Consider the following 22,534-nt stretch of genomic DNA (forward strand, 5'->3'; position numbering starts at 1 on the left):
TATTTTAGTCTTTTTGAGGTGTTTATGGCGTTTTTATCTCGTTCGATATTGGCGTTATCAATGGCACTTTTAAGCTCCAATGCAATCGCACAAAAACAATGTGATGTTGAACTTCGTCATGGTTTAATTATTACCGATGATGTGATCCGTATTGTTGATAAAGGCCAAACAAGGGTGCAAATTAACAATAATAATCAATTGTTTATTCGAGGCTACTGGGTCGATTTAAGCACCGACGAAAGCAAAGTGCTAGAACAATTTAGCAATGGTATTCGTCAAACAGTTCCTGAGTTGGTCGATTTAGCGACCGATGGCGTTAACCTAGGACTCAGTGCTATTGAGCATGTTGTTGAGGGCATGTCAGATAAAGAACCCGAAGTGCTAAAAACGCAATTACAATATGTAGAGCGCGCACTTATGGATAAGTTTAAACGTGGCGACGATTTCTTTTTTATAGCTCCTCAATCGCTTTCCCAAATTGATGATTTTTTTACTAAAGAAATTAGTCAAAAAATACACTCAGCTGTACATGGCTCTTTGGGTGCTATTTTAATGTCGCTTGGGGATGCGTTTAAATCTCGAGAAGGCAATATAGAAGACCGCATGAACGACATGGGGCAACGCATGGATATCATCACCAAAGAAATCGATAAGTCGTTACAGAAAAAAGCCCATCAATTAGAACTTAAAGCCTCTGAATATTGTGAATGTTTAAACTCTCTAGATATTACTGAGTCTCGGCTGCAAGCGATTGTACCTGGGATGACAGACTTTGATTTAGTACAGATTAAATCGTAAGAACAGAGATTAGGCAAGATTATAGAAGGCAACGAGCATCGAGCCTAGAGCGGCAGGTGAACAGCCCGAACCTCGTGAACCATTTCCTATCACCTAAACAACCTCACAGTTTTATCTCTGCGGCAGTTAATGGGCGGTATTCACCTGCAGCCAAATCTTCACCTAACTTTATACCCGCAATTTGTTCACGATGTAGTTCAACTACTTTGTTATCTACCGCTGCTAGCATGCGTTTCACTTGATGGTACTTCCCCTCAGAAATCGACAAACGTAAACCGTAACTCCCTTCGCGTTCAGCAATAGCAGGGCGAGTTAAATCTTTTTCATTGTGTAACTGTACACCATCGCGTAGTTGCTGCAGTGCATCGTCGGTAATCGGCTCTTGGGTTTCGACTAGGTAGGTTTTAAACTTATTCTTTTTCGGCGAGGTAATTTTATGTGACCAGTCGCCATCATTAGTAATAAGCACTAGGCCTGTGGTGTCTATATCTAAACGCCCGGCAATGTGAAAGTCGGCCATGTTTGGCTCATCAAGCAAATCAAATACGGTTTTGTGTAACTCATCTGAATTAGCGCATACATAACCTACCGGCTTATTGAGCATAAAGTAGCGTTTACCTAAAAACACTAATGGCTGATCATGAAATAACACGTCATCTTGTTGAGTAACTTGAAAGTCGAATGCCGTGATCACCTCGCCATTAACGCAAGCCACTTGGCTTTTTATTGCTGCGCGGGCTTTTGAGCGTGGTAACTCTGCTAAATGGCTAATAAATTTATCTAAACGGCAAGGAAATTTCATGTTGTTCACATTTTTAGTCGGCTACAATGGCCGCGAGTATAGCGGATAGTGAAATACCATGACAGAGCCCAGCACAGAAATTTTAAGCCTATACCATAGCAAGGTTTCATCAGGAGAGCTTGATTTCGATGCGGCGCAGCACCAAGCCGTGAGTGCGTTACAGTCTTTAAGTGAGCAATTAAATCAGCCTGCAAGCTGGTGGCAAAAAGCACCTTCAATAAGGGGAATATATTTATATGGCCCTGTTGGCCGAGGTAAATCTATGTTGATGGACTTATTTTATGAAAACTTACCCACAGAGAAAAAGCAGCGCCTGCACTTTCATCATTTTATCGAAAAAGTTCATGCTCAATTGGCCAAGTTACAAGGGGATAAAAATCCGCTGCAAATAATTGCTAAACAGTGGGCCAAAAAGATAAAAGTGCTGTGCTTTGATGAGTTTTTTGTTAGTGATATTGGTGACGCCATGATCATGGCTCGGTTATTTAACGCTTTATTTGAACAAGGCGTGGTGCTAGTAGCAACCTCTAACGCAAAACCGGAGCAACTTTATTACAACGGTCTGCAACGCGCGCGATTTTTACCAACTATCGATTTAATAAATGAACATTGTCGCGTAATTAACGTAGCGGGGGAGGAAGATCATCGCTTTAGATACGGCAGAAGTAGTCGTCATTATTTTATTAACTTGCCCGATGCTGAATTTGAGGCTGGGTTTTTATCCGCACATTCTCAAGCAATGCGTAATAATACAATAACTGTGCATGGCCGAGTGCTTCCTTATTTATTAAAAACTGACGATGCTTTACTGATTGATTTTATGGCATTGTGCTCAGGCCCTCGTAGCGCCAATGACTATATGTTTTTAGCAGAACAGTTTTCGGTAGTATACATCGCGAATGTGCCAATAATGGGAAAAGAGGCAACTGGTAAAGTTATTGTACATGGTATAGAAGACAGTTATCAGCGCGAAAAGCAGCAGTTAGATGAGCATACTTTCGATGATGAAGCTCGGCGCTTTATTGCCTTAGTCGATGAGTTTTACGATTGCCACAAATTACTGGTAATTAATGCCCAGGCCGACATAAACGAGTTATACCAAGGTAAAAAATTAAGCTTTGAATATGCGCGAACCCAGTCACGGATTGTAGAAATGCAAAATTGGTATGTACAACATTAAAACACCGCATTTAATTTAAATGCGGTGTTTTAATTTTAAGCTGATAACTTAAAGAAGCCTTTATGACTTATATCCATTTGGATTATTTGACTGCCAGCGCCAAGTATCTTGCATCATGACATCAATACCGCGCTCGGCTTGCCAGCCTAGTTCACTAAGCGCTTTTTCTGGCGCAGCATAACAGGATGCAATATCACCAGGGCGACGAGGTGACACCGCATAAGGGATAGCTTGGTCGCTAGCCTTAATAAACGCATTGACCATTTGTAATACTGAATAGCCGTTACCGGTACCAAGGTTATAAATAAGTGCGCCGGTTTCTGCGGCTATTTTATCAAGCGCTTTTAAATGCCCTAAGGCTAAATCTACAACGTGAATGTAATCGCGTACGCCAGTACCATCTACCGTGTCGTAATCATCGCCAAATATAGCGAGCTGCTTTAATTTACCAACCGCAACTTGTGAAATGAAAGGCAGTAAATTATTAGGAATGCCATTAGGATCTTCACCAATTAAACCTGACTCATGGGCACCAACAGGATTAAAGTAGCGCAAAATAGCAAACGCAAAGCGCTCATCTGATTTAGCGATATCTTGCAGCATCATTTCAACCATTAGTTTAGACGTACCATATGGGTTGGTTGTACCGCCAACGGGGAAATCTTCGCGTATTGGTAAGCTTGCAGGGTCACCATAAACTGTTGCAGATGAGCTAAATACCAGTTTAAACACACCCGCGTCACGCATAGCATCAACTAGTGTTAATGTGCCTTGTACGTTATTTTGATAATACGCGATTGGTTTTGCTACCGACTCACCAACCGCTTTTAAACCTGCAAAATGAATTGCACTATCAATGTTATGTTTTGCAAATACTGAGTCTAAAAAGGATTTATCTAAAATATCACCTTGATAAAAAGTAATTGCTTTACCGGTTATTTTTTTCACTCTCTCAAGTGATTCTTCAGAGGAGTTACTTAAGTTATCGATAACGATAACGTCGCTGCCTTGCTGTAAAAGTTCTAAAACGGTGTGTGAGCCAATATAGCCTGCGCCACCGGTTACTAAAATTGCCATGAATGCTCCTTGGAAACCTCTGTTCAATTACCCTAATTTCACCATAAATAATGAGTTTTTACATGTATTATTTTATTTGCTTTGTAATAGTATGATCGTAAACCGTACTTTCGATTACATTTTGTGCAATTTTAATAACACCTCAGCGTAAAGATTAAGTTATAGTTCATATGTAATTGCTAAAGTGATGTATAGCGATTTGTAAAATATTCAATTGATCACAATGATCAAAATACTCGTTGGAGAAACGTATGAACTTAGTTAAAAAAATAGCAATGTTGATGTGTATTGCACTACCGAGTGTTGTTTGCGCGGGTGAGGCTCAAGTGAAATGGCATGACTTTAATGATTATCGCGATGTACGCCCATCCAACCAAACTAAAGGCTCATACCATAAGCAAATAGCCAAAAGTATTGATGAACACTTTGCAAAGCTCAGCGAGCAACTTCCTAAAAACTACAGTTTAAACATTGAAGTAACCGATTTAGATTTAGCCGGAGACGTACGCTATGGCGGTGTTAACGAAATCCGAGTGGTTAAACCTATTCACTTTCCACGCATTGAATTTAATTATGTGCTTAGTGATGAAAGTGGCGTTGTCGCACAAGAAGATAACGTAAGCTTAAAAGATATGGGTTTTATGGATAAAATCAAAATGGGTCGAGATGAAGCATTTTACTACGAAAAACGCTTATTAACAGAGTGGTTTGGTGAACAAATTTTACCGCGTATCAAGTAAGCTAAAGCTAATAATGCAAAGCATCTACTTTGGTAGACGCTTTGCAAAGCAGTTGCTCATTTTTATTTAAAGGTCGCTAACAAGGTTAGTAAGTTTTGTAGTTTAATAACTGCTTGTTTTAGCTTTTCTTCGTCTAAACCGTCGCTTGATAAGCTTTCTACATCAGCGGCAACGTCTAAAACGTACGGCTTAAAGCGTTTAGCTTCAAAGCTAAATCCAGCGTCCTCGGCAAATAAGGCTTTAAATTTTCCGTGGCCTTGCTGTTGTAACTCATCGAGTTTTTTATCAGCATCAAGCGCCTGACGGTAAACAATTTTTAAGTTGGCGTTGAGTTGTTCAATTATAGAATCCATGGTTTTCCTAAAGCTTAGTGCAATGTTGCCGATAAATACTTAAGTGGGTTGGTAAAGTAATTTACCAATTCAGCGACTATAATACGTGTATTACATTTAAATGTCAGGTGTGAGTTATGAATATATCAGGTGGAAATCTACCTACAATCCCTGGTGCAGGCCAAGGCGCAGAGGTTTTAACTGCTGCTTTATCTAAAAAGCAACAGCAAGCTGATGGCGCCGCTGCACTTGCGCTTATTGAAGGTGCTACACAAACCTCAAGTGCACAAACACCGGCTAAGTCGGTTACTGCAACACTTGGGAATAATGTAAACGTTTATGTTTAAACCAATTTGAGGTCGATAGGGGTTTTACTTTTTTGGCCTCCTATTTCTCTAACTAGTTTAGGCACTAAAAATCCTGGCAGGGTCTCTAAAAGCTCTGCCATTATTTTTATGGCTTGTGCCTCATCTATATCAAAATGACTTGCGCCTTCTACTTTATCTAGTAAGTGTAAGTAATAAGGCAATACATTTGCATCAAACAACGCTTCACTTAAGTTTATTTGCGCATCAACTGTATCGTTCACGTCTTTTAAAATAACCGCCTGATTTAATAGCAGTACATTGGCTTGTTTTAGCATGTTCATGGCGTTTTTAAAGTCACTATCTATTTCGTTAGCATGGTTAATATGATTCACGAATATAATTTTTAGTGGTGACTTTGCTAATCTTTCACATAATTGTTCAGTAATGCGTGCAGGGATCACAACGGGTAAGCGGCTGTGTATGCGCATCCGTTTTATTTGTGGTATTTGCTCAAGCTCATCTAAAAACCAACTAATAGCATCGTCTTTGGCCATTAGTGGATCGCCACCACTTAAAATCACTTCGTTAATATTTTTATCAGCTTTTATATAGCTCAATGCATCAATAAGGCTGCGTTTATTTAACTGGTTTTCTTGATAAGGAAAATGGCGTCTAAAGCAGTAGCGGCAATTTACCGCACAACCAGTTTTAAACATGACTAAAACACGCGACTTATATTTATGTAACAGACCTGGTTGATTGTTATCTTGCTCAAGTAGCGGATCTTTATTAAACCCTGATTTAGTTAAAAACTCTTGATGGCGAGGCATAACTTGCAGCAATAAAGGATCATTTGCATCGCCGTGACGAATTTTTTTTATAAAAGGCAATGGCACACGAACAGGAAACAAGCTACGAGCTTTTATGTCGTTTTCATGGACTTGGCTCGATAAACCAACCATTTCTAACAACACTTTTGGGCAGGTAACTACATTTGCTAATTCTTTTTGCCAGTTTTTATGCAAATTTGCTTCATTTCTTTGTATCATTGGCACGTAGATTACTCGAAAAATATAAATAGAGGAAACGATGGCGAATTATAGCACCAACGAGTTCAAGGGCGGCCTAAAAATTATGATGGACGGCGAACCTTGCAGTATCTTAGAAAATGAAATGGTAAAACCGGGTAAAGGCCAAGCGTTTAACCGTGTTCGTATCCGTAAGCTTATCTCTGGCAAGGTACTTGAAAAAACCTTTAAATCGGGTGAATCGGTTGAAGGTGCTGATGTAATGGATACCGATTTAGCGTACCTATATACAGACGGTGAATTTTGGCATTTCATGAACAATGAAACATTTGAACAAATCGCTGCTGACGAAAAAGCACTGGGCGATGCTGGAAAATGGTTAGTTGAAAACGATGTATGTACTATTACATTATGGAACGGCAGCCCAATTGCTGTAACTCCACCAAACTTTGTTGAGCTTGAGATCACTGAAACTGATCCGGGCCTTAAAGGTGATACAGCGGGCACGGGTGGTAAACCAGCAACGCTTAGCACAGGTGCTGTAGTACGTGTTCCATTATTCGTACAAATTGGCGAAGTAATTAAAGTAGACACTCGTAATGGTGAATACGTGAGCCGTGTTAAGTAAGCAGCAACGCGTCTTATTAATTAAATCCCGGCTTAAGCTGGGATTTTTTTTGGAGAAAATATGTCAGCAGATCTTTGGAAGCCGAGTGCCAGCATAGAAATACTTAAGCAACGCGCAGCAATTATGCGCAGCATTCGGGAATTCTTTTATGAGCGTAATGTAATGGAAGTCGAAACACCGAGTTTAAGTGCTGCCAGTGTAACCGATGTACATTTAGCCAGCTTTAATACTACATTTGTGGGCCCAGGCCATGCTGGTGGGCTACCCCTGTTTTTACAAACATCTCCAGAGTTTGCGATGAAACGCTTGTTAGCGGCCGGCTCAGGCGCTATTTTTCAGCTTTGTAAGGCATTTCGAAATGAAGAAGCGGGCAGTCATCATAATCCTGAATTTACTATGCTCGAATGGTATCGGCCTGGGTTTGACGAATTTGCTTTAATGGACGAAATAGATCAGCTGATGCAGCTCATTCTTGAGGTTGCTCCTGCAGAGCGCGTTACCTACCAAAAGGCATTTGAACGCGCGTTAGGGGTCGATCCATTAACTGCCTCTATCACGCAGTTACAACAACTCGCATGCGAACATGGCTTTGCTGATATTGCTAAAAACGAGACTCATAAAGATACCTTGCTGCAATTATTATTTTGTATGAAAGTAGAGCCGACTATTGGCCAAGAAATTCCCTGTTTTGTGTATCACTTTCCAGCATCACAAGCGGCACTGGCACAAATTTGTGAACACGATGAGCGAGTAGCAGGGCGCTTTGAGTTGTATTATAAAAATATGGAACTGGCTAACGGCTTTAATGAGCTCACTAATGCTAAAGAACAAGCAAAAAGGTTTAACGAAGACAACACCTATCGTGCTGCTAACAGCTTAAAGCAAGTTCCTATTGATACGCGTTTAATTGAGGCATTGGAACATGGTTTAGAGCAATGTGCGGGGGTTGCATTAGGGATTGATAGACTCGTGATGCTAGCAACCAATAAACAAAAAATAAAAGAAGTGATTGCGTTTGATGTGGCAAGAGCTTAGGTGAATTATCGCTTCGGGTGACTGGCGACGAGCTTCGGGCGGCGAGATTCGAGCTGATGTGCGTTCCCGCCTATATAAAATCTAAATACAATGCTTGGTTAATTTTTTGCTGACCGCCAAAACCTGAAGGCTACATTTTTAACTGTACTTTGCTTTAACCATTTGGATTGCGTGCGCTGCATCAAGCTACTCGCCTACACAAAACTAAAACACCGCGTTTGCATTAAACGCGGTGTTTTCTATTCTCGAACTGACAACTGGTTCGCTGTATTACAGATTAAGTGTAAACGTAACGCCGGCTACACGTGGCTCACCTAGTTGAATATAAGTTTGGCTTGTATAGCCATCTAACGGATTGTTACCAAATTCAAAACCGCGAGTTGGAACGGTTTCATCAAACACATTACGTGCCCATGCACGAACTGCCCAGCTTTCAGCCTCGTAACCAAGGCTTGCATTCACTAAGTTTGTATTTGGAGCCTGTGCATTATGGCTGTCTGAGAAGTAATAATCGTCTTTGCCTTCAACGCCTAACATTGCATATAGCTCATCAGTAACATTGTAGCGTGCACTAAATGCGTATTGATATTTAGGCGCTTGTGCTTGTTCGCGGCCATCTTGGTTTAAGCCCGATTTAGTCACAAAGTCGTTTATTTTCGTATCTAAATAGCCAGCACTACCACTAATGAGTAAATTATCAGTAAGTAAGTAGCTACCTTCAATTTCAAGGCCGTAGTTGCTGCCAGAGCTGGCATTGGCGACATAACCGGTAAATTGTTGATCTGATACTTGCCACGACTTTAATTGAATATTATCGCGGTGCATATAAAAAGCAGCTAAACGCAGAGTAAACTTGTCATCTAGCGATGAGCCTTTAACACCAAACTCACCACTCCATAAGTACTCTGGATCAAAGCTGGTATGCTGTTTGAAAAAATCAGCATCTAAGCTTAAACCTTCATCTTTTGCTTTTGCTAGCGCTTCTGAATTAATACCACCGGCTTTGTAACCGCGGGTGATACTGGTATAAATCATAGTGCGGTCAATAACTTGGTATTCAAGTGCAATTTTACCACCGAGCATAATATCATCAGTTTCTTCAATAAAGCCGTTACTATCGGTGTAATCACCTTGGTATTGCTCAACTCGTAAACCAGTAATAAGCGTAGTTTTTGGGCCTATTGATGTGGCTAATTGGCCATAAGCTGCAATGTTATTAGTTTCATAGGTTGAAGCAAACGGATTGGCTAACCACGTATATTGACGCTCTAAATCCACATCACGGTTTTGATAGTAAATACCCGCAACCCAGTTACCTGCTTTACCAGTAAATTTCAGGTCGAGCGCTTGATCATCACGATCGCGGCTATAAATATCTGTTGAACTATAACCATAAGGATGTAAACCGGCGGCACATAATTGCGGCTTATTAGTATCGTTACACACCCAGTCTTCATCAAAGCTATAAAAAAGTTCTGTATCAATAGCTGAAAGGTTTAAGCTCACATCAAAGGCATCAAAACCAGTGTAAGTATTATTCAGGCCAATAGCATAACTTTGTTGATTATCTTCGCCTGGTTGATCAGCAAGGCTGTTGCGAGAATTATCAAGAGTAAATGCATCGTAACCGTTATTAATATCAATATAATGCAGGTTAAGTTCTGAATTTAAATGAGCTGTAAGCTGGCTGTTTAATTTAAAGCGTGCAACTTGCTCATCTTGATCTTGAGTGGGTTTATCTAAATAAATATTATCGACGTAGCCGTCAGACTTTCTGCGAAAGTAGCTAACGCGGGCACTGGTGTCATCTGTTAAACCTGTACTAGCAGCAAGGCCTGCTTCGTGGCTGTTATAAGTGCCGGCACCTAAATGTAACTTTAAGCTAGGGTCGCTGGTTGCACTAGCTGATTGCATTTGGATCATGCCCGCCATACCATCTGCACCAAAACGTGTACCTTGAGGACCGCGGTAAATTTCTACTTGGTCAATATCAAACAATAATGAACTACCACCTAAGCCTGAATAATTAATACCGTCAATTACTAAGCCCACAGATGGATTTATCGGGTCAACAAACTGCGAGCGTAAACCAACACCGCGAATTTGAATATAACGACCGCGAGACGCACCAGCAGCAAAGTTTACATTGGCTGCACTGGCTAACATTTCGTCTAAATACGTTGCACCACGTTGATTCATTTCATTTTCAGAAAATAAGCTGGCACTGGCGCTTAATGTTTGAATGCTTTCTTGCTGAAAGTCACCGGTAACAATGATTTTCTCTAGTTCGGTGTCATCTGCGTTAGCATATATAGGTGCTGCGAGCAGGGGTAATAACGTGGCTGTAATTAAAGACAAACGTAAGTTCATTAGGTTACTTAACTCCATTTTAGGGACTTGTATGGTAGCAATTATTTCAACACTTGTGCTATAAACGCGACAATTATACGTTAAATAATTGGGATTACTAATATGGCCTTTAAAGTAGACTTTAAGGTGCGCGACTACGAATGTGACTTACAAGGTATTGTAAATAACAGTGTTTATTTTAATTATCTTGAGCACGCTCGCCACGAGTTTTTATACGCACACGGCGTTGATTTTGCACAGCTTGCAAAAGATAAAATTAACTTAGTGGTGATGCGCAGTGAAATGGATTACAAACATTCCCTATTGCCTGGAGATGAGTTTTATGTGGCGGTAGAGCCTGTGCGTATTAGTCGTCTTAAGTTTGCATTTAAACAAACGGTAGTGCGCAAACAAGATGAAAAAGTGATGCTCAATGCCTTAGTTATTGGTACATCAGTTAATGAAAGAGGTCGTCCATTTTTACCACCACAGATAGATGACTTATTCCAAGCCGTTGCATAGTTTTAAATAGCATGAATTTTAAACAAAAATTTACATTTAAAATATGCATTTTTAACGGATAAACCTGACAAATATTGATACTATTACATTAATTAGACACTAAGTTTGTAATAACATGAAATTAGCAGCAATACCGATGCTTATAATCGGTTTATGTGTTGGTTGCGCATCAACAGGGACAGTTACCACTGAGCAGCTAAAATATACACAATGGCAATTATCAAAGGTTGATGATTTGGCCATTCCCGCGTCCTTTAAAGCATCAATGAGCTTTATCGATGCGCTACAAATAAACGGCTTTACCGGATGTAATAAGTTCTTTGGTGAAGGCTCACTTGAAGACAGTAGCCTGAGCGTAAGCAAATTAGGTATGACACGTAAATCATGTGGCCCTGAACTGGATGAGTTTGAACAACAGTTTTTACAGGCTCTGCAGCAAGGTGCAGTGCTTAACATGCAAGACCAAACATTGGTAATGCAAGCTGAACAAAAATTTGTGTTTATCCCAAAATAATTTTTGAGTTTTGAAAAACAGCCCCTTGCAGGGAATTTTCAACTGGCGTACACTCGTCGCAGATTTGATCAAAACATTATCAAATCAACGAACAATTCAAATACTTGTCGGAGTGCCTAAGTTTTATTTAGGCTGAGATCGCGAAAGCGGGATCCGTGAACCTGATCAGGTTAATACCTGCGTAGGGAACAAGCTGCCTAACTAGGACGCTTGTGCGTCTTTTTTTATGCGCACAAAAAAGCAACCTCCGTCTTAGGCCGCAAAGTCGCATAAAGCTACTTTACGATCTTTCTCTATTCCTCAGCGGAATATCTGACAAGACAACCCTTTAGCAATGAGGTAAGTCATGTCAAATACAACAAATAAAGCCACCCGTCGCGAAACTCGTGCGGCCGCATCAGATTATATTTATAACTTAACCGGTCAGCCGTTTCCAAGCTCCCATAAAGTATACGTTGCAGGTAGCCAGCAAGGCGTACGTGTGGGTATGCGTGAAATCACATTGAGCGATACTTTTATTGGTGGTGATGAACAAAACCCAGTGTATGAGTCAAATGCACCACTGCGTGTTTACGATACATCAGGCCCGTATACCGATCCTGAATTTAAATTGGATGTGCGCAAGGGACTTAATAAATACCGTGAACAATGGATTGAGAGCCGTAATGATACCGAAGTACTCGAGTCGGTAACCTCACAGTTCGCACAGCAGCGTATGGCTGATGATGGGCTAGATCATATTCGCTTTGAACACCTTCCAAAAATACGCCGTGCAAAAGCAGGTAAAAATGTCACCCAAATGCATTATGCCCGCCAAGGGATAGTCACCCCAGAAATGGAATATGTAGCGATACGTGAAAACATGGGGCGTGCGCAAATACGTGAAGAGTTACTAGCTGCGCAGCATAAAGGGGAGTCGTTTGGCGCGAGTATCCCTGAGTTTATTACTCCTGAATTTGTGCGTGATGAAATTGCTCGTGGACGCGCTATTTTACCTAACAATATTAATCACCCAGAAACCGAGCCTATGATTGTTGGTCGTAACTTTTTAGTTAAAGTTAACGCCAATATAGGTAATTCATCAGTGGGTTCATCTATCGAAGAAGAAGTTGAAAAAATGGTGTGGTCAACCCGTTGGGGTGCCGACACCGTAATGGATTTATCAACAGGACGTTACATTCACGAAACCCGTGAATGGCTGGTACGTAATTCGCCAGTCCCTATTGGTACTGTTCCAATTTACCAAGCACTTGAAAAAGTCAACGGCGTAGCAGAAGACCTAACCTGGGAAATATTTCGCGATACTCTGATTGAACAAGCAGAACAAGGCGTTGATTACTTTACCATTCATGCTGGTGTGCTATTACGTTATGTGCCAATGACAGCAAAACGCGTAACCGGTATTGTGTCACGTGGTGGCTCAATTATGGCTAAATGGTGTTTAGCGCACCACAAAGAAAACTTCTTATACACTCACTTTGAAGATATTTGTGAAATTTTAAAACAATACGATGTGTGTTTTTCACTCGGTGATGGTTTACGTCCGGGCTCTATTGCCGATGCGAACGATGAAGCACAATTTAGTGAGCTACGTACCTTAGGGGAGCTGACAAAAATAGCTTGGAAACATGATGTACAAGTGTTCATAGAAGGCCCTGGACACGTGCCTATGCATATGATCAAAGCCAATATGGATGAGCAGCTTAAACATTGCGACGAAGCGCCATTTTATACCTTAGGCCCACTGACCACAGATATTGCCCCTGGGTATGATCATATTACTTCGGGTATTGGTGCAGCGCAGATTGCTTGGTATGGCTGTGCCATGTTGTGTTACGTAACACCTAAAGAGCATTTAGGTTTGCCAAATAAAGAAGACGTTAAAGAAGGCCTTATTACCTACAAAATTGCCGCTCATGCCGCCGATTTAGCGAAAGGTCACCCAGGCGCACAAGAGCGAGATAACGCGCTATCAAAAGCGCGCTTTGAATTTAGATGGCATGACCAATTTAATATTGGTTTAGACCCTGTTCGCGCCCGTGAATATCATGATGAAACACTGCCGCAAGAATCAGGCAAAGTGGCGCATTTTTGTTCTATGTGTGGCCCTAAATTTTGTTCCATGAAAATAACCCAAGAAGTACGCGACTACGCCAAAGATCTAGAAGCGCGCGGTATTGATCCTAATAACGTGGGTGATGCCATTGAAATCAAAATGGTTGATGTTGAGGCCGAGATGAAAGCCAAATCTGAAGAGTTTAAGCAAACAGGCTCAGAGATTTACCATAAAGCAATATAAAATAGGTTGCGGGTTGCGGGTTGCGAGCATCGAGTAGCGAAATGTTTATTTTAGCACCTTGTTGCTCGAAGCCAGAGACCCGCAGCTCGCAGCTAAATGTAGGAGTGTTTATGTTTTATAACATTGCTGTGGTGGGTTTTGGTTTAGCAGGGCGGTTGGCCGCGCTTGAGTTAAGTAAGCAACATCGTGTTACCGTATTTGAAGCCGATGATGAACATACTCAGAACAGTGCCGGTAAAGTGGCAGCAGCGATGCTAGCCCCCCTAGCTGAGTCTGTTATGTGTGAACGTGAATTGGCTTTAATGGGAGTGGATTCTATTACTCGATGGCCTGCTATTTTAGAACAACTAAATAGCGAGGTATTTTTTCAACAGCAAGGTACTCTAGTGGTTGCTCATCCGCAGGATAAAGGCGACTTACAAAGCTTTGCACAGCGAATCAAACCGTTACTAAATTTTAGTGCTCAAGCAATTAATGCACAGCAAATTGAGCAACTAGAACCTGAACTGGCTGGTCGATTTAGCCAAGGCCTATTTTTGCCCGGTGAAGCACAAATAGATAACCAAGCCTTTTACAAAGCCAGTTTTAGGTTGCTAAATAAGCGCAAAGTAAAGTTTGTATTTAATCAGCGCGCCAGCATCTTTGATAACAAAGTGAATAATCGAGAGTTTGATTACATTATTGATTGTCGAGGGCTTGGAGCCAAACAAGATCAGCCCCTTCGAGGCGTGCGCGGGGAAGTGGCAAGACTCTATGCACCCGAGGTTAATTTATCTCGGCCAGTGAGGTTAATGCATCCGCGTTATCCTATTTATATAGCACCTAAGCCGAATCATGAATATGTGATTGGTGCCACCGAAATTGAGTCTCAAGATAGCGGGGCGGCAACGGTGCGTTCAACGTTGGAGTTACTTTCAGCCGCTTATACAGTGCACAGCGGTTTTGCCGAGGCTCGACTGTTAAATATTCAAACCGGGCTTCGACCTGCGTTTAGCGATAACTGCCCACAAGTTACACAATTAGGGCAGGTAATTAGTATTAATGGATTATACCGCCATGGCTACATGCTCGCGCCGAGTTTAGTTGCTGATGCTGTTGCCAGAATAGAGTGAGGAATGATGGATATAATAATTAATGGTAAAGCGCTCACCCTAACAAGAAGCGAACTAAAACAGTGTTTAATTGAGTATGGTGCTAAAGCACCGTTTGCAGTAGCCATTAATGGCCAGTTTGTACCTCAAGAGCAACATGCTAACTACACACTTAATGATGGTGATTGCATTGATGTGTTATCTCCGATTCAAGGAGGGTAACCATTATGTTACCTCCCGATAATATCACTATTTATGGCGAGCAATTTTCAAGTAGATTACTGATTGGCTCTGCGCTTTACCCATCTCCCGTGACGATGACTAAAGCAATTAATGCTTCAGGAGCGGATATTGTTACTGTGTCTTTACGTCGCCAGCAAAGCGTAGCTGCAGGAGATGATTTTTGGCAACTTATAAAGAATACAGGGCTCAAAGTTTTACCTAACACAGCAGGATGCCACAGTGTTAAAGAGGCCATTAATTTAGCTAAAATGTGTCGAGAAGTATTTGCTACCGATTGGATAAAGCTGGAATTAATTGGCGATGACTATAACTTACAGCCAGATCCTTTTGCTCTGCTTGAAGCCACTGAGATTTTAATTAAAGATGGGTTTAAAGTACTGCCTTACTGCACCGATGACTTAGTGCTTTGCCAACGTTTAGATGAATTAGGCTGCGAGGTGCTAATGCCATGGGGCGCGCCAATTGGTACCGGTAAGGGATTATTAAATAGTTATAACTTAAAGGCGATACGGGAGCGTTTACCTAACAGCACATTAATTGTAGATGCTGGGTTAGGTTTACCATCGCATGCCTGCCAAGCCTTAGAATTAGGGTATGATGCGGTATTATTAAATTCAGCCATAGCGGGCGCGGGTTGCCCTATTACCATGGGACGTGCATTTAAAGCAGCTGTTGAAGCAGGGCGCTTTGCTTATAACGCCAAAGCAATGCCAGAAAAAGACGTTGCGGCCCCATCAACCCCCACAATGGGTATGCCATTTTGGCATCAAACGTAAAAAATTAGGAAGTAGGTCATTATGAACAATGTAGTATGGACGATTGCGGGCTCAGACTCCGGCGGTGGCGCAGGTATTCAAGCTGATATTAAAGCAATGCAAAGCTTTGGTGTGCACGGTTGTACTGCGATTACCGCACTAACAGCACAAAACAGTTTAGGTGTTGAGGCGATTAATGCTGTCTCTACTGATGTGATTGAGTCGCAGTTATTGGCACTCGAAAAAGACATGAAAGCCAAAGTAATTAAAATTGGTATGTTAGCTAACGTGCAGCAAATTCAATTGATCAGTGAGCATATTAGCCATTACAAAGCGAAGTGGCCAACCCCGCCGGTGATTGTGTACGACCCCGTGGCTATTGCTTCAAGCGGTGACTTACTAACAGAAGAAGACACTGTAAGCGCGATTAAAGAATGCCTATTACCACTGGTGGATGTAATTACCCCTAATACCCATGAAACACAGTTATTAACAGGTGTGTATTTAATTGGCCCCGCAGCAATTAAAGAAGCAGCAAGCAAACTAATGGCATGGGGTGCCAAAGCGGTGGTTATAAAAGGCGGGCATTGGGATTACCCAAGTGGTTACTGTATTGATTACTGCTCACAAGGTAATGAAGAGTACTGGTTGGGTAATGAAAAAATTCAGGTTCCGCACAATCATGGCACTGGCTGTAGTATGGCGTCTGTTATTGCTGCATGCCTTGCAAAAGACTACCCGTTAAAAGATGCATTTATTTTAGCTAAAGCCTATATAAACCAAGGTTTAAAGCAATCAGTTCGCTATGGCGAGGGGATCGGCCCTGTTGCACAAACGTCGTTTCCGACTGACCTAGCGCACTATCCTCAAGTGATTGAAGCGGGTAGTTGGTTGGGTGATGAACTAGACTTTGATGTACCGCTTGATTTTAATATGGCAGCTGACTTTGCTGCGTGTGAAAGCAAAGCGCTTGGCGCTTATGCGGTAGTCGATAGCGTAGAGTGGCTAGAAAAATGCTTACAAAATGGTATTAAAACAGCGCAGTTAAGAGTTAAAAATAAAAGCGAAGATGAGCTTGAACAATTAGTCGCAAGCGCGGTCGCTTTGGGTCAGCAATACAGTGCGCATGTGTTTATTAACGATTACTGGCAGCTGGCAATCAAACATGGCGCCTATGGTGTGCATTTAGGACAAGAAGACTTAGAGAGCGCAAATTTAGCGGCCATAAAAGAAGCAGGCCTGCGACTTGGGCTTTCTACCCATGGCTTTTATGAAATGCTTCGGGCGCATAATTACCGTCCAAGCTACATGGCCTTTGGCGCGATTTACCCTACTACCACCAAAGATATGACAGGCCAGATACAAGGGCTTGAAAAACTAACTCGATTTGTGCCATTAATGCAAAGTTATCCTACTGTGGCTATTGGTGGAATTGATTTAAATAGGGCGCAAGAGGTTGCTAAAACGGGCGTGGGCAGTGTAGCCGTGGTACGTGCTATTACCGAGGCTGATGATTATGTAGAGGCAATCAATACCTTAAAATCGGTGATAAATGAGAATGCCTGCTAACATGCAAACGCAGCAGCTCAGCGACAAAGAAACTCTACGTTATAGCCGCCACTTATTATTAAAAGAGGTGGGGCTTGAGGGGCAGTTAACACTTAAAGCGGCAACCGTTGCTGTGGTAGGTTCAGGCGGGCTAGGAAGCCCTGCGCTACTTTATTTAGCAGCTGCTGGTATCGGCACACTAATATTAATTGATGACGATACCGTTGAACTCTCTAATTTACAGCGGCAAATACTGTATAAAGTGAATCACTTAGGGCAGCAAAAAGTAAATGCAGCAGGGAAGGTGCTTGCGAGCCTTAACAATCAAATAAACATAGTGACTCACTCGCAAAAGTTGAGCGATGCTAACAGTGATGCACTATTCAGTAACGCCGATATCGTACTTGATTGCTCTGATAACTTTGCGACTCGTTACACCGTCAATCGTTTTTGCGTAAACAACAAAACACCACTAATTTCTGCAGCAGCGCTAGCAACCCAAGGGCAATTAATGGGCTTTGACTTTAGGCAAACAGATAGCCCTTGCTATGGCTGCGTATTTCCACAAAATGATGCTAACCCTGTTGTTAATTGCGACAATGCGGGCGTTATTAGTCCCTTACTTGGTGTAATTGGCTCTATGCAGGCACAGCTAACTCTTAATATGCTGTTAGGCCATTTTGGTGGGAGTTTGTTTATAACCTTTGACGCATTAAGCTTAAAGCAACAGCATTTTAAAGTAGTTAAAGATTTAAACTGTAAAGAGTGTGATGGGAAGTAAAAACTTTTACTTGCTCGCTTTTAATCTTTGGTGTCTTCTCATTTACTCCACTTTTTTCTCTTTGTGCAATAAAGTCTTAGGGAAGTTATACACAAAGAGGTTAAGAGGCCGCTACGCTTTAGAGAAACGTTATGAATATGTTCGTAACAGCAATCCCCACACCTACAGAAATTAAAAAACCGCGTTTAAATAACGCGGTTTTTTATTTCTAATTAACGATTTGTTTAATCGTTAATTTTTGCAAACGCAGTGCCTAAACGGGTTACCGTTTCAGGGCGTTGATCATCAAAAATATCGGCTTTATCTGCACCCCATGCAAGCACAACTGTTGAGCCTAATTTAAAGCGGCCCATTTCTTCCCCTTTTTTAAGGGTGATCGCGTTTTCGCCTTTAGTTGGGTAGTTCCAGCTAAACACATCACTGCCAGCTGGTGGAGTGACTGTGCCAGCCCAAATAGTTTCTATGCTAGCAACAATGGTTGCGCCTACAAGGACCATAGCAAGCGGGCCAATTTCAGTTTCAAAAATTGCTACTACACGCTCGTTACGGGCAAATAAATTCGGTACGTTTTGCGCGGTAAGTGGATTTACCGAAAATAAATCGCCCGGTACGTAAATCATTTTGCTTAACGTGCCATCAATTGGCATATGAATACGGTGGTAGTCTTTTGGTGCCAAGTAAATAGTTGCAAATTTACCGCCTAAAAACGGCGTTGTGTCGTCTTGTGAGCCACCTAACAACGCTTGTAAGCTGTAATCATGGCCTTTAGCTTGGATTAGTTGGCCGTCAACAATATCGCCAAGCTGGCTGATTGCGCCGTCAACAGGGTGAATAATAATATCGTCATCTTCAACCATAGGACGAGCACCGTCTTTTAACGGGCGGGTAAAAAATTCATTAAAGGTTTTATAGTGAGCAGGGTCAGAATATTTAGCCTCACTCATATTTATTTTGTATTGTTTAATAAATAATTTAATTAATGTTGTTGTTAATGCGCCCGCTTTTGCAGCTGCAAGCTTACCTACTACACGAGAAATAAAGTGCTTTGGCATAGCATATTGCATGGCGATTTTAAATTTATCTAAACTCACAGATTTTTCCCTAATTATACGCGAGGCGCACGCGCGCCGGCACGGCCATCGGCCATGGTTTCTAAAATACGGTGATAGCTTTCAAAGCGTAACTTTGAGATATCGCCATCAGCGACTGCTTGCTGAATTATACAGCCTGGATCGTTTAAGTGTTTACAGTCTCTAAAACGGCATCCACCTATAAACTCTCTAAATTCTTTAAAACACCAAGTGACTCGTTCAACATCTAAATGCCATAAACCAAACTCACGAATACCCGGTGAATCAATTAAGTTACCGCCACTTGGTAAATGATGCAGACGCGATACTGTGGTGGTGTGCTGGCCTAGACCGCTGTTTTCAGAGACTTCTTTAGTCAAAATTTCAGCATCCGGCAGCACAGTGTTTACTAAGGTAGATTTACCCACACCACTTTGGCCAACAAAAATATTGTTTTTGCCTACAAGTACTTCTTTTAATTCATTAATGCCTTCGCCGGTTATATTACTAACTAGCAGCACTTGGTAATTAAGTTTACGGTAAATATCGAGTATTTGTTGTATGTCGTTTAAACCAGTTTCATCAATTAAATCAATTTTATTAAGGACTAAAATCGGCTCAATGCCCATGTCTTCGCAGGCAATTAAATAGCGGTCAATAATGCTTGGCGTAAACTCAGGCAATACTGCTGATACCATTAAAATTTGGTCTATATTCGCGGCAATCACTTTTACACCGTCGTAAAAATCAGGGCGCGTTAACTGTGAACGACGTTCTTGAGTTGCTTCAATAACCCCCGCTAAATCGCCTTCACTTACTTTTGCACGACGAAATAATACCTCATCGCCACATACTAAATTTGATACGGTACGGCGAATATTACAGCGAAGAACATCGCCATTTTGGGTTTCTACGTCGGCATGTTGCCCAAAGCGGCTAATAACAATCGCATTTTCCACTTGACCTAAATTATCTGTTTGCCACTCTTGCGCGCCGACTTTTGCCGGTTTTTTATCGGCATTCGATAAACGCTTTTGATGATTGGCCTTGATCCTACGGGATTGGCCTTTACTTAATTTTTTCTGTTTTGCCACTTGAGGCCTATAACCTGAGTTAAATGCCGAGTTTGCCAAAAAAAGCTTTAGCTCGACGGTTGATGCTAATATGATATATCGAAATGCGTTGGATCTAAAGAAAAGCACCGTTTAAGGTAATTATGACTATTAATAAATCAAATTTAATTTGGCTCGATCTGGAAATGACCGGACTTGAACCAGAGACTGACAAAATACTTGAAATTGCAACTGTTGTCACTGACGCTGAACTGAATATATTAGCCGAAGGGCCAACGATTGCCATTCATCAAAGTGATGAACTACTGGATGGCATGGATGAGTGGTGTACAACTCAGCATGGCAAATCTGGATTAACGGCACGCTGTAAGGCAAGCACGTTTGATGAAGCTTATGCCGTGGAACAAACTCTCGCGTTTTTAAAGCAATGGGTGCCAGCGGGTGCTTCACCTATGTGTGGTAACTCGATAGGCCAAGACCGCCGCTTTATGAATAAGTATATGCGCGAGCTTGAAGACTTCTTCCATTACCGTAATTTAGATGTCAGTACCATTAAAGAACTTGCTCGTCGTTGGAAACCAGATGTGTTGGCTCAAGTGAATAAAAAAGGATCGCATTTAGCGTTAGACGACATTAAAGATTCGATTATGGAATTAAAGGTTTACCGAGAAAAGTTTTTTAATTTATAAAAAATACTTGCAAAGCCCCCTAATTATTGTAGAATCCTGCCCCGCTCAAGACGATAACCCCCGCGGGGTTAGTGTGTTTGGGCTTTGACTTTTTGAATGCGGCACTAGCTCAGTTGGTAGAGCGCGACCTTGCCAAGGTCGAGGTCACGAGTTCGAGCCTCGTGTGCCGCTCCAATTTCTCACCAAAGAAATTGCAGCACAAGACAAAAAGTTAAAGTTGATATAATGCGGCACTAGCTCAGTTGCCAGGATGTAGGACGCGACATGTCGCGCACCAACGGACAAATTACTGACTATTTTGAATGCGGCACTAGCTCAGTTGGTAGAGCGCGACCTTGCCAAGGTCGAGGTCACGAGTTCGAGCCTCGTGTGCCGCTCCAATTTCTAACCAAAAGAAATTGTGGTTCAAGATGAAAGTTTAAAATTGATAGAACCTAGAATCTACATATAATGCGGTACTAGCTCAGTTGGTAGAGCGCGACCTTGCCAAGGTCGAGGTCACGAGTTCGAGCCTCGTGTACCGCTCCAATCTTATTTACTTTTCAGATATTCATTCTCAAATAGCAAACAATGACCCATACGCGAATCACTATAAATTTAATTTATGTAACTTTTTTAAAGTGTTCAATGTGTGAGAGTGACCTATGTTGTAAAACCTAAAACCTAAAACCTAAAACCTAAAACCTAAAACCTAAAACCTAAAACCTAAAACCTAAAACCTAAAACCTAAAACCTAAAACCTAAAACCTAAAACCTAAAACCTAAAACGCTTCGCCTTGCAAAGTTGTAATAATACGCCTTGAACCACCATGATCACGGTGCTCACCTAAGTATATTCCTTGCCAAGTTCCCAGCGCTAACTGACCGTGACTAATCGGGATAGTTAATTCGCAACCTAAGGTACTGGTTTTTATATGGGCAGGCATATCATCATCGCCCTCATAGTCATGGCGATAATAAGGCTGGCGCTCTGGAACAAACTGATTAAAGTGGCTTTCCATATCCATACGCACGGTAGGAACGGCATTTTCATTAATGGTTAAGCTGGCTGAGGTGTGTTGAATAAATAAGTGTAATAAACCAACTTTAAATTGGCTTATTTGTGGGAGTTGATTGAGTATGTCGTTATCAATTAAATGAAAGCCCCGCGAGCGAGGCTTTAATGTAATTGTGGTTTGCGACCAGCTCATAGCTTATCGAAACTCACTTCTATATTTGCATTACCTGCGTCACTGGTAAACGGCATAAGAATTTTTTTGCCGTCACTTTTGTGAGTAATAGTGTGGTTTTTACCAGACACAACAATGGGTGTTGCCATGGCAAAATCATAGCCTTTTTCACCTAGTAAATTCTTAGCACCACCGGTAACCATATTAGTTATTTCACCGACCATGTCGGTTACTTCTTCATTTATGTCGTCTGGTCGTTCGCCTAACATTCGTTCCATAATGGTCAGCGCTAAACCTTCGTCGAAGGTAATTGAAAATGAACCGCGAGTTTGAGGGCCAACCATACCAATTAATCCCGATACATCACCACAGGCTATCTCATCGGTTTTAATGCGTGGCTTGCCTGGTTTTAACTGAGTTTGAGCCATAGTGCTCAATACATTCATCAAAGAAGCTAAAAAGGGATTAATGAACTCTACATTCATATTAGATGTCCTTAAATT

24 protein-coding genes, 3 tRNA genes and 1 riboswitch are annotated in these 22,534 nt (G+C 41.6%); of the genes, 18 read left to right on the forward strand and 9 right to left on the reverse strand.

Annotated elements, in window-relative coordinates:
• Positions 1 to 24: 24 nt before the first annotated feature.
• Positions 25 to 798: a YggN family protein gene (locus tag FLM47_RS01760; protein ID WP_010390508.1), complete on the forward strand. Its 774-nt coding sequence runs from the start codon at positions 25 to 27 to the stop codon at positions 796 to 798.
• A 103-nt stretch (positions 799 to 901) separates the two neighbouring features.
• On the opposite strand, the gene rsuA is transcribed toward FLM47_RS01760, so the two are convergent.
• Positions 902 to 1,600 (reverse strand): 16S rRNA pseudouridine(516) synthase RsuA, encoded by a 699-nt coding sequence (gene rsuA, locus FLM47_RS01765; protein WP_178954782.1) that lies wholly within the window; start codon positions 1,598 to 1,600, stop codon positions 902 to 904.
• Between the two features lie 58 nt (positions 1,601 to 1,658).
• On the opposite strand from rsuA, the gene zapE reads away from it, so the two are divergent.
• Entirely contained in the window at positions 1,659 to 2,780 is a 1,122-nt protein-coding gene (gene zapE, locus FLM47_RS01770) for a cell division protein ZapE (protein WP_178954784.1), read from the forward strand.
• Between the two features lie 60 nt (positions 2,781 to 2,840).
• Here zapE and galE read toward each other — a convergent pair whose 3' ends face one another.
• On the reverse strand, positions 2,841 to 3,857 hold the full coding sequence (gene galE, locus FLM47_RS01775) for a UDP-glucose 4-epimerase GalE (RefSeq protein ID WP_178954786.1): 1,017 nt from the start codon (positions 3,855 to 3,857) through the stop codon (positions 2,841 to 2,843).
• A 251-nt stretch (positions 3,858 to 4,108) separates the two neighbouring features.
• Here galE and FLM47_RS01780 point away from each other — a divergent pair, with 251 nt between their 5' ends.
• The gene (locus tag FLM47_RS01780; protein WP_178954788.1) at positions 4,109 to 4,597 is read left to right on the forward strand and encodes a DUF3016 domain-containing protein; all 489 of its coding nucleotides are present in this window, start codon (positions 4,109 to 4,111) and stop codon (positions 4,595 to 4,597) included.
• 62 nt (positions 4,598 to 4,659) lie between these two features.
• On the opposite strand, the gene FLM47_RS01785 is transcribed toward FLM47_RS01780, so the two are convergent.
• Positions 4,660 to 4,950 carry a hypothetical protein gene (locus tag FLM47_RS01785; RefSeq protein ID WP_010390514.1) on the reverse strand — a complete coding sequence of 97 codons (291 nt, stop codon included), beginning with the start codon at positions 4,948 to 4,950 and terminating at the stop codon, positions 4,660 to 4,662.
• A 116-nt stretch (positions 4,951 to 5,066) separates the two neighbouring features.
• Here FLM47_RS01785 and FLM47_RS01790 point away from each other — a divergent pair, with 116 nt between their 5' ends.
• Positions 5,067 to 5,276: a hypothetical protein gene (locus FLM47_RS01790; RefSeq protein WP_013463951.1), complete on the forward strand. Its 210-nt coding sequence runs from the start codon at positions 5,067 to 5,069 to the stop codon at positions 5,274 to 5,276.
• On the opposite strand, the gene epmB is transcribed toward FLM47_RS01790, so the two are convergent.
• Entirely contained in the window at positions 5,273 to 6,286 is a 1,014-nt protein-coding gene (gene epmB, locus FLM47_RS01795; protein ID WP_178956829.1) for an EF-P beta-lysylation protein EpmB, read from the reverse strand. The two genes, FLM47_RS01790 and epmB, sit on opposite strands and share 4 nt — an antisense overlap.
• A gap of 40 nt (positions 6,287 to 6,326) precedes the next feature.
• On the opposite strand from epmB, the gene efp reads away from it, so the two are divergent.
• Positions 6,327 to 6,893 carry an elongation factor P gene (gene efp / locus FLM47_RS01800; protein ID WP_010390517.1) on the forward strand — a complete coding sequence of 189 codons (567 nt, stop codon included), beginning with the start codon at positions 6,327 to 6,329 and terminating at the stop codon, positions 6,891 to 6,893.
• A gap of 60 nt (positions 6,894 to 6,953) precedes the next feature.
• Positions 6,954 to 7,928 (forward strand): elongation factor P--(R)-beta-lysine ligase, encoded by a 975-nt coding sequence (epmA, locus tag FLM47_RS01805; protein WP_178954790.1) that lies wholly within the window; start codon positions 6,954 to 6,956, stop codon positions 7,926 to 7,928.
• A 270-nt stretch (positions 7,929 to 8,198) separates the two neighbouring features.
• On the opposite strand, the gene FLM47_RS01810 is transcribed toward epmA, so the two are convergent.
• Entirely contained in the window at positions 8,199 to 10,298 is a 2,100-nt protein-coding gene (locus FLM47_RS01810) for a TonB-dependent receptor (protein WP_178954792.1), read from the reverse strand.
• Between the two features lie 102 nt (positions 10,299 to 10,400).
• Here FLM47_RS01810 and FLM47_RS01815 point away from each other — a divergent pair, with 102 nt between their 5' ends.
• From FLM47_RS01815 to FLM47_RS01850, 8 genes are all read left to right on the forward strand, one after another.
• Entirely contained in the window at positions 10,401 to 10,799 is a 399-nt protein-coding gene (locus tag FLM47_RS01815) for a thioesterase family protein (RefSeq protein ID WP_131690427.1), read from the forward strand.
• A 115-nt stretch (positions 10,800 to 10,914) separates the two neighbouring features.
• Positions 10,915 to 11,313 (forward strand): META domain-containing protein, encoded by a 399-nt coding sequence (locus FLM47_RS01820; RefSeq protein WP_283235058.1) that lies wholly within the window; start codon positions 10,915 to 10,917, stop codon positions 11,311 to 11,313.
• Between the two features lie 98 nt (positions 11,314 to 11,411).
• A riboswitch (TPP riboswitch) is annotated at positions 11,412 to 11,518 on the forward strand.
• A 141-nt stretch (positions 11,519 to 11,659) separates the two neighbouring features.
• Positions 11,660 to 13,612, forward strand: a complete 1,953-nt coding sequence (gene thiC / locus FLM47_RS01825) for a phosphomethylpyrimidine synthase ThiC (RefSeq protein ID WP_131690428.1) — start codon at positions 11,660 to 11,662, stop codon at positions 13,610 to 13,612.
• 110 nt (positions 13,613 to 13,722) lie between these two features.
• Positions 13,723 to 14,724, forward strand: a complete 1,002-nt coding sequence (locus FLM47_RS01830) for an FAD-dependent oxidoreductase (protein WP_178954794.1) — start codon at positions 13,723 to 13,725, stop codon at positions 14,722 to 14,724.
• A 6-nt stretch (positions 14,725 to 14,730) separates the two neighbouring features.
• Positions 14,731 to 14,925: a sulfur carrier protein ThiS gene (gene thiS, locus FLM47_RS01835; protein WP_171039615.1), complete on the forward strand. Its 195-nt coding sequence runs from the start codon at positions 14,731 to 14,733 to the stop codon at positions 14,923 to 14,925.
• 5 nt (positions 14,926 to 14,930) lie between these two features.
• Positions 14,931 to 15,722 carry a thiazole synthase gene (locus FLM47_RS01840; protein WP_178954796.1) on the forward strand — a complete coding sequence of 264 codons (792 nt, stop codon included), beginning with the start codon at positions 14,931 to 14,933 and terminating at the stop codon, positions 15,720 to 15,722.
• 21 nt (positions 15,723 to 15,743) lie between these two features.
• The gene (gene thiE, locus FLM47_RS01845) at positions 15,744 to 17,270 is read left to right on the forward strand and encodes a thiamine phosphate synthase (RefSeq protein ID WP_178954798.1); all 1,527 of its coding nucleotides are present in this window, start codon (positions 15,744 to 15,746) and stop codon (positions 17,268 to 17,270) included.
• Positions 17,254 to 18,030, forward strand: coding sequence for a HesA/MoeB/ThiF family protein (locus FLM47_RS01850; RefSeq protein ID WP_178954800.1), 777 nt, complete (start codon positions 17,254 to 17,256; stop codon positions 18,028 to 18,030). Before thiE ends, FLM47_RS01850 begins: the two co-directional genes overlap by 17 nt.
• A 224-nt stretch (positions 18,031 to 18,254) precedes the next feature.
• Here FLM47_RS01850 and asd read toward each other — a convergent pair whose 3' ends face one another.
• Positions 18,255 to 19,121: an archaetidylserine decarboxylase gene (gene asd, locus FLM47_RS01855; protein WP_178954802.1), complete on the reverse strand. Its 867-nt coding sequence runs from the start codon at positions 19,119 to 19,121 to the stop codon at positions 18,255 to 18,257.
• 14 nt (positions 19,122 to 19,135) lie between these two features.
• Complete coding sequence (gene rsgA / locus FLM47_RS01860) at positions 19,136 to 20,194, reverse strand: small ribosomal subunit biogenesis GTPase RsgA (RefSeq protein WP_138607092.1); 1,059 nt, start codon at positions 20,192 to 20,194, stop codon at positions 19,136 to 19,138.
• A 122-nt stretch (positions 20,195 to 20,316) separates the two neighbouring features.
• Here rsgA and orn point away from each other — a divergent pair, with 122 nt between their 5' ends.
• The 4 genes from orn (at position 20,317) to FLM47_RS01880 (ending at position 21,390) form a co-directional block, all read left to right on the forward strand.
• A complete protein-coding gene (orn, locus tag FLM47_RS01865; protein ID WP_178954804.1) occupies positions 20,317 to 20,862 on the forward strand; it encodes an oligoribonuclease in 546 nt (181 codons plus the stop codon).
• 98 nt (positions 20,863 to 20,960) lie between these two features.
• A tRNA-Gly gene (locus tag FLM47_RS01870) sits at positions 20,961 to 21,036 on the forward strand.
• 130 nt (positions 21,037 to 21,166) lie between these two features.
• Positions 21,167 to 21,242, forward strand: a tRNA-Gly gene (locus FLM47_RS01875).
• A 72-nt stretch (positions 21,243 to 21,314) separates the two neighbouring features.
• A tRNA-Gly gene (locus FLM47_RS01880) sits at positions 21,315 to 21,390 on the forward strand.
• Positions 21,391 to 21,623: 233 nt separating this feature from the next.
• Here FLM47_RS01880 and FLM47_RS01885 read toward each other — a convergent pair.
• Positions 21,624 to 22,052: a secondary thiamine-phosphate synthase enzyme YjbQ gene (locus FLM47_RS01885; protein WP_178954806.1), complete on the reverse strand. Its 429-nt coding sequence runs from the start codon at positions 22,050 to 22,052 to the stop codon at positions 21,624 to 21,626.
• A complete protein-coding gene (locus FLM47_RS01890; protein WP_010390540.1) occupies positions 22,049 to 22,516 on the reverse strand; it encodes a chemotaxis protein CheX in 468 nt (155 codons plus the stop codon). Before FLM47_RS01890 ends, FLM47_RS01885 begins: the two co-directional genes overlap by 4 nt.
• Between the last annotated feature and the right edge of the window lie 18 nt (positions 22,517 to 22,534).

The organism is Pseudoalteromonas sp. Scap06 (genome assembly GCF_013394165.1).
In the GTDB taxonomy this organism is placed as follows: Bacteria; Pseudomonadota; Gammaproteobacteria; order Enterobacterales; family Alteromonadaceae; genus Pseudoalteromonas.